This window comes from Phaeobacter sp. JH20_34, assembly GCF_048056095.1.
Lineage (GTDB): Bacteria > Pseudomonadota > Alphaproteobacteria > Rhodobacterales > Rhodobacteraceae > Phaeobacter > Phaeobacter bryozoorum.
On the sequence record NZ_JAYMWT010000011.1, the window covers coordinates 131,692 to 144,553 of the forward strand.

The following is a 12,862-nucleotide window of genomic DNA, read 5'->3' on the forward strand; positions in this document are numbered from 1 at the left end:
ATGCGTGTCCAAGCACGGCACAACCGTAGCGAAACTGGATTACAGGCTGCTTCCGTCAGAAAGGTCGCAATACATGCTGAACGAAGAACAAACCGCAATTCTGGAAACCTCTGTCATCGCCTATGATGCGATCTTTTCGGACCTGGGACCGGAGGCACGGGAGTCGTTCCGCGACACCGTTCAGACCTTCTTGGAAACCGGGCTGGGCATTCCCGAAGTCAAAGCCATCAGCAAGGCGACCAACTACTCGAACTGGAACTACAATCTGGTCAAAAGCCTGAAAGGGAAGATCGCCGGTAAGGATTTGGTGAACGACGATGAGGACAACAATCTTGAAGCCCAATGGGCTGAGTTCATCGCAAAAGATCTGAAAATTGTCGGCAAGATCGTCGCCGCCATCGAACAACAATATGCTGCTGGCGAACTGGCGAATACCAACGAACAGTTCATCAATTCGATCAAGGGTAATGTCACCGACGACATATCAAAGCTTCAGGTCGACCTGGACGTGCTCCGGGCGCAGCACGACCGCCTAAGTGATCCGAACCATGCGGATTTCGACGCCGAAGCGGCCGACAAGGTCAGCAAAGAGATCTACCGGACCAGCACCGTTCTTGATGCAGCCGAAAAACTGCAAACCGACCTTGCTGCATTTGAGAAGGGCGGCGATATCGCCGACCACAGCGAAAGCCACGCGAACTATCTGCAAGCGCGCATTGATGCCCTCGAAATCGCCCGGCAAGATAAGCTGGAAGAATACAAGAAATACGCGGCGGAGACCTACACCGGCAGCGATGTGCTTGCCGCAGATGCAAAGGCCGAGCTGGAAGCCATTTCCAGTGAATCCCTTGAGCTGATCAGCCTCCGAGAGAAGACAGAAGGCTTCCAGGAATACAGCAGCACCGTCCGCACCGCCTCGCTGAAGGCCGGAGTCAATCTACTGAGCAGCAGTCAGGCGATCTCCGCTTTCGCCGTCAAACCCGACAACACGCCCGAAGGCCATGCTGCTAACGCAGGCTTCCTGGGTGAAGCCGTGTTCAGCGCTGGCGGCGACATCCTGGATGCTGCCGGCCATCTGAAATTTGCTAAGGGCGCAAAGGGCTTTGCGGCACTGTCACTGGTTGGCGGCGCAGCAGCCAGCTTTGTGCCCACAGCTAAGCTTCTTGCCGACCCGAACCTGCCGGATGAAACCCGCAAAGTCGTACAGGCAGAGGTCGGCCTGCAGGGAACCGCGCTCGCCTTTGCGGCCGTCGAGAACGTGCTCGGCATCGCAGAGCTTGCGGTCAAGGCAGGCAGCAAGGCCGCTAACGTGCTTGGCAAGGCGGTACCGGTTATCGGCGCCATCGGGTCTGTAGTAGGTGCGATCAACCCGGCAAAATGGGCGGAATTTGACCAGAAACAGGATCGGATCGACGCGATTCAGAAGGCCGACACCTACAGCTCCGGCCTGCTGAGCGACCTTCTCCAGGAATCCAAAGACGCAGAAGCCGCATTCTATGGCGTGACCACCGGGCTCGACGTCATCACCGGCGTCACATCGGGCGTACTTGCGGCAACCGGCGTGGGCGCCCCGATCGCCGCTGCGGTGGGTCTGATTGGTGGTGCGATTTCGGCAATTGTTGGTGCCTTTGAACAGGTTGCGCTTGAAGGAATTGCCGACAAATATGCCGCCAAGATCCGAACTGACGAGAACGGCAATCCGCAGACTGTCGAAGAGTTCTTCGACGGCAGCTTTGATCAGAAACAGGAAAAAACCAAGGCCCACTACACCGAGTTCTTCGGCGAGTTGATCGCGGACGACGATGTCGACCAGGTGATTGCGCTTGGCGGCCAGGGTCTGGATGTAACCGATATCGAATTGTCGGCCATCAGCAAGACCAGTGGCGAACTGAACAAGACCGCCAAGAACTACGTCGAAACCTTCACGAACAATGGCTGGCAGACCGGCAACCGCAGCCTCACCCCGACCGAGGGCAGCGATATCAATGTTATCAACCTGCCGAATGCCAATGGCGCCAAATCCTACCTGACCTTCACAACACCGCTGTTCTCCGCCGGCACCGAGGAAACCAGCCGCGAAGAGACCGGCAAGAACGAGTATCAGACAACGCTCAAGATTACCGACCTGTCCGGCTGGGATATCCGCGACTACGGCGACAATCAGACCACCTTTAACATGTCGAAGGTGGTGTCGAGCGCCGAAGACCGTATGGGCAACAAGATGGAGGTCGGGATCGAAATCAACGCGGGTGGTGGTGATGACACGCTGTTCGCCTATGAAAGCCAGGTCACCTTCGACGGTGGCACCGGGCAGGATACCGCCTCCTACGCGCGGCTGTCAGGTGGCGAGCTTTCGAGAGGGCTTTCCATTGGCGCATCCGGCGACAGCACCTATGTCTCGAAGAACCTCACGGCAGGTTCGAAATACTATCAGGAATCCATCGACTCGCAGACTGCCAACCACGGCAAACGCACCGAGGTTGTACAATTCCGCAAAGTTGAGCTTGCCGAGCGCAGTGGCATCCACTCAGTCTCCGACACCCTCAGCAATATCGAAATCCTGCATGGCTCCTCGCTGGGCGACTTCATGTTTCTCGACACCTCCACACAGCTTGAACAGGTCTTTGGCTTCGGCGGCGATGACCGCATTGATGTCGGCGCCTCAATTCAGGTTGTTGGTGGCGGCGAGGGCGACGATCTGATCAACCTCAAACACGCACTTCTGGAAAGCTACTGGAACGGCCAGAAAGACGAGCTCTATATTGATGGCGGCGAAGACGATGGAGATACCATCGGGGTCAGCAGCCAGACATTGCAGCGCTTTGTCGATGAGCTTGAGGTCGACCAGATCCGCGAACAGACCGCGACCGAAATGGCAGAAGCCCTGATTCCTCTGGTGACCGAAAACCGGGATGAGGAGGTTACAAAAACCGCGGCGTCGCTCACGAATATCCTGAGAAGCACGGATGATACTGCACTGAAAAGGCTCAATGTCTGGAATACAGAAGCCGCGCATATCGTTTTGGACACCGAGGGCGCTGAGGGCGATACCATCGTCCATTCCCTGTCCGAATACCGGGCTGCGATCAATAACGGCATCACCAATGTCAACGCAGATGGCACCACATCCGAGCTGGATATCAGCGTCGATGTCGCCTGGGATTCCGGGTCGGTTGCGCTCCTCGGGACCGAACACAACGATACGATTGAGGGATCATCGAAGGACGACTACCTGTATGGTGACGCGGGCGATGATCACTTCACCTATGACGACTTCATTAGCGGCAACGATATTATCGTCGGCGGAGAAGGGCGGGACATCTACAACGTCAATTATTTCCCGGCCAACTTCGGGGGCGGCAGCCGGGGCCATCATCTGATCACCGGGCCAGAGGCCGAAGATATCGCCGGCGACCTCCTCAACATCCACGTTCGCGACGACCGTGAGATCTGGTTCAATTCCTATGGCGACGATTTGGTCATCTCGCTTAGTGAAGACTTCTCCTTTACGGTCGAGGACTACTTCGTCGCACCGCAGGGATTGAGGACCAGCAGCCAGGCATTGAGCACCAACACAGATAGCTGGACCACTCTGGATGGATTGGCAAAAGCTGATCTGAATGCAATCCTTCAACAAGCGGGCAGTGCAGACTCGTTCGGGGTCAACGTCGTCTACTCGAACGGCGCAAACGTCGACTTCCGCCATGGTGCGCTGGGGAGCTTTGACAGCACGTCAGCTGCGTCACCGAGCAGCTATTTCACCACGCTGCGGGCCAATTACCACGCCTTCCGCAACTCGGACGACGTCTGGAAGACGCCTCAAAACGGAGATGAAACCAGCAGTTTCGGCGATGAGCTGGGTAAACTAACGGACGCAGAGAGCGGCGGTGCACTGCTCAGCTACGACGGCCTGTTCGACCTGAACAAACTCCTGAATATTCGCGATGTCGATCGAAACTCTCTGACCGGCATCAACGGGACTGAGGGCGATGATATCATCATTGGCTCGTCAGGTAAGGACAATATCGACGGCAAGGGCGGCGATGACATCATTGATGGCGGCTTGTCGGATGACACAATCGACGGCGGCACCGGCTTTGATCTCTACAGCCGCGAAGGCTATGGAATCGGTATCAAATTTGAGCTGGGTATCGGCCAGCACTCAGAGCACGTACGTTACAATGACGCCCACACCGGAGAAGAGGTGCTTCTGACGACTGCCGGCGTCTACAGCAATTTCGAAGGTGTGATTGCAACCTCTCTGGATGACAAGCTAATCGGCAACAACGATGCCAATTACCTGGAAGGTGGCGCCGGGGCGGACACGATTTCCGGCAAGGCGGGCAATGACGTCATCGTCGGCGGCGCCGGATTGGATGTATTGGACGGCGGCGCCGGCTTTGATGTTGCGAGCTACAAAGGGGAAGCATCTGCTATCCAGTTCGACCTCGCCTCGACCCAACCTGGGCATCAACAGTTTGCGCAATACTGGAATGGCAGCCAATGGCTTGCAGGCGACACGGTCAGCAATTTTGAAGGTGTTGTCGGAACCAGCCAGTCGGATATTCTGAGAGGTAATGCCGGTGGCAACTATTTTGATGGCGGCGCCGGGGCCGACCTGATCGACGGCAGGGAAGGCGACGACACCATTATCGGCGGCGAAGGCACCGATACAATGAATGGTGGCGAAGGCTTCGATGTTCTGAGCTATGAGGGCCATTCGACTGCCGTTCGTATCAACCTGGCCCAACAAACCTCCGAGCTGATCCCGTCGCCAACGAACTATATCGCCGGCGATCAGATTTCCGGGTTCGAAGGCGTCATCGGTTCCGACTTCGATGATGATCTGATCGGCACAGCAGGGCGAAACCTGCTGGAGGGGGGCGCTGGCAATGATCGGCTTACCGGGGGCGAAGGCTTCGATACCTTTGTGTTCCGCGCAGGTCACGGCACGGACCGGATCACCGATTTCACCGTTGGTGAGGACAAGCTGATGTTTGACTTTGGCGGCTCCGTGGCTGATTTTGACATCTCGGTCGTCGCAAGTGCAAATGGTCAGGAGACCCACACCCGTATCCAGACCTCGGATGGCGACCTGATCGACCTTCATGGCGTGGAAATCGACGAGCTGGGGGCAAACTCCTTTGTCTTTGTCTAACGCCGTGACCACAGCTGACCGGAAGCAGGAAAGAACGACCATGGATTCTCAACAGAACTTCCAGACCTATGGCAAGATCGCCTGGCTGTGGTCCAATTCCGTCCTGCACCGGGACTGGAGGGTCAGCCAGCAGGCAGGGTTTATCCTGCCTGCGATCGCCAGCCAGCAATATTACATAGTCGAAAGAGACGGTTTCCCAGTTGCGTATTGCAGCTGGGCGCTGCTCGACGAAGAGACGGAGGCGGCGTATATCCTCGATCCAAACCACCTCGACCCGGATCGCTGGAACAGCGGTGACCGGCTCTGGTTCATCGACTGGATTTCTCCGTTCTCACCGAAATACTCCTGGGCGCTGCGCAGCGCCCTGGTGAAGCGCTACCCGGACAAAGTGGCACGGGCGCTGCGGGTCAAGAAAGACAATCAAACCGCACGCATCGCCTCCTTCACAGGTCATGGCCTGGAAAAGCAGGAAAGCCGCGCCATCAAACGAAAATACTACGAAGACATGGTCGAAGGTCTGGCCAGCAATCCCAAGCTCGGTCAGGACTTCTTCCTCTCCGGTCTCAGCACCGAGGATTGATCGCGCGTCGATAGCTGCCCCCCGCCGCCCCGATATCAAATCCCGACCGCTCCCGGCCGGGGCGTCGGGGTGGCAACCCCGGGATCCACAGGATCTTCGCCTGTCACCGCCTCAGCAGCGGCGCAACCTGTCCTGCGATCAGATCCGACCCCCGCAGCGACGGGTGAATCCGGTCAGGCGCAATAAGCGACAGGTCGTCGGGGCGAAACACCGCATCCATATCGAGGAGCGTCACGCCCGCATCCGCTGCCGCCATACGCGCCAGCCGTTCCTCCAGAATTTGGTAGGGCGCAACACAGACCGTACCCGCGTATCGCGGAGAGGTGTAATAATCGAGCCAGATGATCCGCGATCCGCGACGGCGCAGATCCGAGACCAGTTCCGGGATGGCACCCTGCGTTCCGCTCGCGGAAATCAGCTGGTCAAGTTCGACATCGCAAACCTTGCAGCCACAATCGCGGCTGCGAAGGTCGTTGGCACCGCCATTCAGCACAACCCACTCCGCTGACACTTGTTTCAGCTGCGTGGGTATGTTCAACGCCCCGCGCCCGCCGGTCACCCGCGCAAGCGACAGCGAGACATCGCCAACCGGTTCGCCAAGCCGACTTTCCAGCCGATCCGCAACGGATCCACTGTCATTTCGGTTCCAGGCCATTACGGAGTCGCCCGCCACAACAATGCGCGCATTCTCAGGAACCCCGCGCCCGCAGGCCCCCAGAAAAACCAGGCCGATTATCAACCAGTACTTCATCTGCCTGAGCTAACTCGCATCGCGCAGAGGTCAATCCGACAGCGCCCTGTCAACGGGATCGACATCGCGTCAGAACAAGGCACGGCGCCCCCGCACCTGCTGAATGTCATGATTGAGACAGGCAGCCGTGCTATTTGGTGACCCCGGCAGGATTCGAACCTGCAACCTGCCCCTTAGGAGGGGGCTGCTCTATCCAGTTGAGCCACGGGGCCTGATCAGGGCCAGCCTGTTTACGCGATAGCAAACCCACCATGGCAAGACAATCCTGTGGAATTGGATTTTGCAACGGCTGAGCCCCATTGTGCAGCGCGCTCTGTCTGCGCTAACGTAACAACAACAACAATGTGAGGCCATCGACGTGACAACGGACAACAAGCGCCCGCTCACCCTTCGTGACGTATCCGAAGCCACCGGGGTTTCAGAAATGACCGTCAGTCGCGTGTTGCGGAACCGGGGCGATGTGTCGGAAAAAACCCGACAAAAAGTTCTGAGCGCCGCAAAGGAACTTGGCTACGTCCCGAACAAGATCGCCGGTGCGCTTGCCTCGAACCGGGTCAACCTGGTGGCCGTGATCATCCCGTCGCTGTCCAATATGGTCTTCCCAGAGGTGCTGACCGGCATCAACTCAGTGCTGGAAAACACGGATCTACAGCCTGTGGTCGGCGTGACCGATTACCAGCCGGAGAAAGAGGAGAAAGTCCTCTATGAGATGCTATCCTGGCGACCTTCTGGCGTCATCATTGCCGGGTTGGAGCACACGGAGGCGGCGCGCGCCATGCTCAATGCCTCTGGTATTCCGGTGGTGGAAATCATGGATACCGATGGCAAGCCGGTGGATGCGATGGTGGGGATTTCCCATCGCCGCGCTGGACGTGAGATGGCCAAGGCCATACTGAAAGCCGGCTATCGCCACATCGGTTTCATGGGCACCAAGATGCCGCTGGACCATCGCGCCCGCAAACGGTTTGAAGGCTTCACCGAGGCGCTTGCAAAAGAAGGGGTCGAGATCGAAGACCGCGCCTTCTACTCCGGCGGTTCCGCCCTCGCAAAGGGCCGCGAGATGACGCAGGAGATGCTGGAACGCTCGCCTGAGTTGGATTTCCTTTATTATTCCAACGACATGATTGGCGCGGGTGGCATGCTCTACCTGATGGATCAGAAGATCGACATCCCCGGTCAGATCGGTCTTGCCGGGTTCAACGGAGTGGAGCTGTTGCAGGGGCTGCCACGGCAGCTGGCCACGATGGACGCCTGCCGTCTGGAAATCGGACGCAAGGCGGCAGAGATCATCGCCGCGCAGCTGGATAACCCGGATCAGGAGATCGAAAAACACGTGACCCTGACCCCTACCATCACCTTCGGCGATACGCTCAAGCGGCGCTGATGGCGGTTGCGCGGCTGGACAATCGGGCCGCGCGGCGCCTGTTCATGGATCGGCACGCCCTGCTGGAGCAACCCAGCGGGCCTGCCAAGGGTGATGCGCTGCTGGAACTGATCACCCGGCTTGGCTTTGTTCAGCTGGACAGCATCAACACGGTGGCCCGCGCCCATGACATGATCCTGTTCTCCCGCAGGCCCAGCTATCGCCCTGCGGCGCTGAAACGGCTCTATGAACAGGAACGCCGCCTGTTCGAACATTGGACCCATGACGCTGCCGTTCTACCTATGGAGTTCTACCCGCATTGGCACTTGCGGTTTCGGCGCGACGCAGAGGTTCTGCGCAAGAGATACCGCAACTGGCGCCGCGACGGCTATGAGGCGAAGTTCCAGCATGTTCTGGACCACATTCGCGACCACGGCGCAGTCAGTTCCTCCGACGTGGGCAAGGATGAAGCCAAGGGATCCGGCGGCTGGTGGGACTGGCATCCATCAAAAACCGCGCTGGAATACCTCTGGCGCTCCGGCGCGCTGGCCGTGGTCGGACGCAGTGGCTTTCAGAAACGCTACGACCTGAGCGAACGGGTTATCGACACCCGTCACCTCCCCGCCCAAGGGTCGCCCGACCCGGAGAAAACGCTGGACTGGCTGTGCAATGCGGCGCTGGACCGTCTCGGCTTTGCCACCTCGGGTGAACTGGCTGCCTTCTGGGCGACGGTCTCACCGGCGGAATGCGCCGCATGGTGCAAACAGGCGCTGGCGGACGGGCAGATCGAACCTCTGGATATCACGCTTTCGGACGGGCGCAGCCGCCGTGTCTTTGCCCGCCCCGGCGCCGTCGGGCAGGCCGCCGCCCTGCCGCCACCACCGGGCCGAATGCGCCTCCTCAGCCCGTTTGATCCTGCCCTGCGCGACCGCAAACGCGCGGAGGGCCTATTTGGGTTTCACTACCGGATCGAGGTGTTCACCCCCGCCGAGAAACGACGCTACGGCTACTACGTCTTTCCGCTGATGGAGGGGGACCGTCTGGTCGGCCGCATCGACATGAAGGCACACCGGCAGGCGGGTGATCTGGCGGGCTGTCTACATATCACCGCGCTCTGGCCCGAACTGGGCATCAAATGGTCTCCGGCACGGCAGAACCGGTTGGAGGCCGAACTGGAACGAATTCGCCGGTTCACAGAGATGGAGCGGGTGACATTTGCGGATGGCTGGCAACGCGATCCGCTATGAGTTCGACTCTAACACCGGGCAAAACGCGCCCTAGGCGAGGTCGGGGCGCAGCGACGGCTCAATCACCGCACGGTAATCTGCGGGCGCAGGCCTGGCGCTGAAATCGCTCGGCTCGATAAAGACGCAGACGAATTTGCCCTCAAAACACAAAACACCGTCCTGCCGCGCTTCCACCCGGAAGGTCACGGATTTCTGCCCCAGCGCGACGGGCCAGACAGCACAGGCCAACCTGTGGCGCGGCGTGACGGGAGAGCGGAAATCAATGCTCATATGCACAAAGGGCGTGCCAGTACCGCGATCCAGTTCCATCTGATACCAGCCGTCACCATCCAGCTGCTGCTCCCACCAGGCATCAATCGCCTGCAACGCAAACCCCGGCAGATGACCGGTATAGGCGATACGCGCCGGGTCACAATCACCCCAGCCGACGCGGATTTCATGCACAAAGTCAGGGGTCTGGCTGTCGGTCATTCTGGGCCTCGGCTCTGGGGTGTCACGGTGTTCACAATGGGAACGGCCACCCGCCGGGACGGATGGCCACCTTGCAGGATCATCAACTTTCAGCGCATCAACATCAACGGCAACAGCGTGATGACTGGAAAGGCCACCAATATCACAACCCGGATCAGGTCAGAGGCGACAAAGAACATCACCGCCTTATAGGTGTCGACCATCCGGGTAGTGCGATCCATCGCGTTGATGACGAACAGGTTCATGCCCACCGGCGGGGTGATCAGGCCAACCTCGACCACGATCAGAACCAGAATGCCAAACCAGATGGCGACGTATTCTGTCTCCAGCCGGTTCGCCATGCCCTTGGTCACACGAATGCCCAGCTCCTTCATCTGGTCGCGGGTCAGTTCGGTGCCAGTGGCAATCGCCTCCTGGATCGAGGCGAGCATTTCAGCCCCCATCCCCTGTGGCACGCCAGCCCTCAGCACCTCCATCGCCGCATCGGCCTGCATCGCGGGCAGGTTCACCAGACCAAAATCCATCGCGGAAATAACCGGGTAAAAGATCGGGATAGTCAAAAGGATCATCGACAGGCTGTCCATCAGGCAACCAAAGACCAGATAGAAGGCGAGGATCAGCATCAGCACCACCCAGGGGCTGAGACCCTGGGAGACCACGAAATCAGCCAGCTCCTGCGGGACTTTGGTCAGGGCCAGAAACCCGTTGTAGAACCCCGCACCCAGCACGATGAAAAAGATCATCGCGGTCGAGCGCGCCGTCACCATGAAACTATCGGTCAGGGTCTCACGGTTGAGCCCACCGTTCAGCCAGGCAATCAGCCCGGTCCCCAAGGCACCAACCGCAGCGCCTTCGGTCGGCGTGAACCAGCCCAGATAAATCCCGCCGACGACCAGTCCAAAAACCAGAAGAACCGGCCAGACGTGGAACAGCGCCGCAAACCGCTCGCCCCAGGGTACCGGGGGGCGCGTCCCCGCGCTGCCGGGGAAAACCCGGACATAGACAGAAATCGCAATCACATAACCAATGGCGGCCAGAATACCGGGGATAAAGGCGGCAAGAAACAGCTTTGCGATGTTCTGCTCTGTCAGGATGGCATAGATCACCAGCACCACAGAGGGCGGGATCAGAATGCCAAGCGTACCGCCTGCCGCCAGCGTCGCCGTGGAGAAGCCCCCAGCATAGCCATAGTTGCGCAGCTCAGGCAGCGCGACACGTCCCATGGTTGCCGCCGTGGCCAGCGAGGAGCCACAGATCGCGCCAAAGCCCGCACAGGCCCCGATCGCTGCCATGGCAACACCGCCCTTCCTATGCCCCAGGAAGCCTTCAGCCGCCTTGAACAAAGCCGTGGACATGCCACCCAGCGTCGCAAAATGACCCATCAAGAGGAACATCGGCACGATGGTCAGCGAATATGAGGAGAAGGTGGAATAGGTCTCGCTCTTCATCCGGCCAAAGGCCACCTGAGTGCCATCTGTCACGATGATCAGCCCGACCAGCCCAACCAGAAACATCGAAAGGCCAATCGGAACCCGCAGGAAAATCAGCATCATCAGGACGGGAAATGAGGCAATCCCGATTTCAAGCGCAGTCACTGTTCGCCCTCCACGCCGTCCCAGACAAGGATGCGGCCAGTCATGAATTCAATCGTACGGACGGCGGCCATATAGAGGCCCACCAAGGCGGCCACGCTGGCCGCGACCAGACTGGCGGCATAGGCCCACCAGACCGGAAACTCGAGCAGAAAGGAGGTCTCGCCGTTCTCGAACTTGCTCAGCATCCCCGCGCCAAGCCGCACCGCAATCAGCACCAGCACAGCCGCAAAGATGATCTCAGTCGCCATCCGCAGGAACCGTTTGGCCCGCCGCGGGAAACTGTTGGTGACAATATCCACCGACGCATGGCCCGCCGTGATCTGGCACAGTGGCAAAAAGGCAAAGATCGCAAAGGCGACGCCTGCCTCGACAATTTCGAAATCACCATTGATCGGCCCGACACCGATGGCGATCAGCCACTCGGCCAGATCCGGCGCGATGCTCTGCATCAGGGCGCCATGCAGCCCCCCGTTCAGCAACCGCCCGGCAATCGACAGACAGGTCAGCAGGATCAGAAGCGATAAGACAATACCGCCCGCCATGGCCATTGTTCTGGCCAGTCCCATCATCAGCTTGTGCATGGAAAGCCTACCCTTTCAGGTGGGGTGGACCTGCGACAGATGCAGGCACAGGTCCACCAGTCTTGCGCTCAGTTAGTTATGCTGAGCGGTGTATTTGTCGATCAGATAGGTCGCCTGCTCCAGCAGCGCGTCGCCATCAATGCCTTTTGCCTTCATGTCGTCGAGCCACTGCTGGTAGATCGGCTTCGCGGCTTCGCGCCAGATCGCGGTCTGCTCTTCATCCAGCGTGATGACATTGTTGCCCTCATCCAGTGCGAACTCCCGCGCCGGATCATCGGCATCAGCCATGGTGCCACCGGCAAAGACCGAGAATTCCAGACCGGAGTTCTCATCCACGGCCTTTTTCAGATCATCGGGCAGGCTCTCATATTTCTCTTTGTTCATCGCCAGAACAAAGGTCAGCGTATAGAGCGCGCGGCCGGTGAATTCCGTGTGGTTCTCAACCAGCTCCGGCACCTTCAGCGCGGTGGTGACTTCCCACGGAATGGTGGTGCCGTCGATCACGCCCTTGGACAGGGCTTCCGGGATAGCCGGAACCGGCATACCCACCGGGGTTGCGCCCAGTTCCGTCAGCAGCGCGTTCACCGAACGGCCACCGCCGCGGATCTTCATCCCACGCAGATCATCCGGTTGCTCCACCGGATCCGTGGTATGGATGATGCCGGGGCCGTGAACCCAGGTGCCAAGGATCTTCACATCCTTGAATTCACCATCCTTCATATGCTCCTCGAACATTTCCCAATAGGCGTGCGATGCCGCACGCGCATTGGTCATCATAAACGGCAGTTCGAACACTTCGGTCGAAGGGTAGCGGCCGGGGGTATAGCCCACAACGGTCCAGACGATATCTGCCACGCCATCAATGGCCTGATCCATCAGTTCTGGTGGCTTGCCACCCAGCTGCATGGACGGATAGCGGTCGATCTTGATACGCCCCTGCGAAGACGCCTCGACCTTGTCGGCCCAGACATCCAGAATCAGCTTGGGCACATTTGCCTGCGCCGGCAGGAACTGGTGCAGCTTCAGCGTCACCTCCTGCGCCATCGCCGAGGTCGCGCCCATCACCATGAGTGCAACGGCCCCTGCCGCGCCAAGTAGTTGTCTCCGAGTGGTCAT

The 12,862-nt window shown here is 59.1% G+C and carries 9 protein-coding genes and 1 tRNA gene; 4 read left to right on the plus strand and 6 right to left on the minus strand.

The window, feature by feature from the left end:
• Positions 1–73: 73 nt before the first annotated feature.
• Both VWZ81_RS10035 and VWZ81_RS10040 read left to right on the plus strand, forming a co-directional pair.
• Entirely contained in the window at positions 74–5,158 is a 5,085-nt protein-coding gene (locus tag VWZ81_RS10035; RefSeq protein ID WP_416542642.1) for a hypothetical protein, read from the plus strand.
• Positions 5,159–5,198: 40 nt separating this feature from the next.
• Complete coding sequence (locus VWZ81_RS10040; protein ID WP_416541471.1) at positions 5,199–5,738, plus strand: toxin-activating lysine-acyltransferase; 540 nt, start codon at positions 5,199–5,201, stop codon at positions 5,736–5,738.
• Between the two features lie 103 nt (positions 5,739–5,841).
• Here the strand turns inward: VWZ81_RS10040 and VWZ81_RS10045 are convergent, their stop codons facing one another.
• Both VWZ81_RS10045 and VWZ81_RS10050 read right to left on the minus strand, forming a co-directional pair.
• A complete protein-coding gene (locus tag VWZ81_RS10045; RefSeq protein ID WP_416542643.1) occupies positions 5,842–6,393 on the minus strand; it encodes an SGNH/GDSL hydrolase family protein in 552 nt (183 codons plus the stop codon).
• 231 nt (positions 6,394–6,624) lie between these two features.
• Positions 6,625–6,701 (minus strand) — tRNA-Arg (locus tag VWZ81_RS10050).
• 146 nt (positions 6,702–6,847) lie between these two features.
• On the opposite strand from VWZ81_RS10050, the gene VWZ81_RS10055 reads away from it, so the two are divergent.
• Positions 6,848–7,873 carry a LacI family DNA-binding transcriptional regulator gene (locus tag VWZ81_RS10055; protein WP_340546980.1) on the plus strand — a complete coding sequence of 342 codons (1,026 nt, stop codon included), beginning with the start codon at positions 6,848–6,850 and terminating at the stop codon, positions 7,871–7,873.
• Positions 7,873–9,099, plus strand: a complete 1,227-nt coding sequence (locus VWZ81_RS10060) for a winged helix-turn-helix domain-containing protein (RefSeq protein WP_416542644.1) — start codon at positions 7,873–7,875, stop codon at positions 9,097–9,099. Before VWZ81_RS10055 ends, VWZ81_RS10060 begins: the two co-directional genes overlap by 1 nt.
• A 30-nt stretch (positions 9,100–9,129) precedes the next feature.
• Here VWZ81_RS10060 and VWZ81_RS10065 read toward each other — a convergent pair whose 3' ends face one another.
• From VWZ81_RS10065 to VWZ81_RS10080, 4 genes are all read right to left on the minus strand, one after another.
• A complete protein-coding gene (locus VWZ81_RS10065) occupies positions 9,130–9,570 on the minus strand; it encodes an acyl-CoA thioesterase (protein ID WP_416537693.1) in 441 nt (146 codons plus the stop codon).
• Positions 9,571–9,659: 89 nt separating this feature from the next.
• Positions 9,660–11,165: a TRAP transporter large permease gene (locus VWZ81_RS10070; RefSeq protein WP_416542645.1), complete on the minus strand. Its 1,506-nt coding sequence runs from the start codon at positions 11,163–11,165 to the stop codon at positions 9,660–9,662.
• Positions 11,162–11,746 (minus strand): TRAP transporter small permease, encoded by a 585-nt coding sequence (locus VWZ81_RS10075; RefSeq protein ID WP_416542646.1) that lies wholly within the window; start codon positions 11,744–11,746, stop codon positions 11,162–11,164. The genes VWZ81_RS10070 and VWZ81_RS10075 overlap by 4 nt, the downstream gene beginning before the upstream one ends.
• Positions 11,747–11,818: 72 nt before the next feature.
• The gene (locus tag VWZ81_RS10080; protein WP_340546985.1) at positions 11,819–12,862 is read right to left on the minus strand and encodes a TRAP transporter substrate-binding protein; all 1,044 of its coding nucleotides are present in this window, start codon (positions 12,860–12,862) and stop codon (positions 11,819–11,821) included.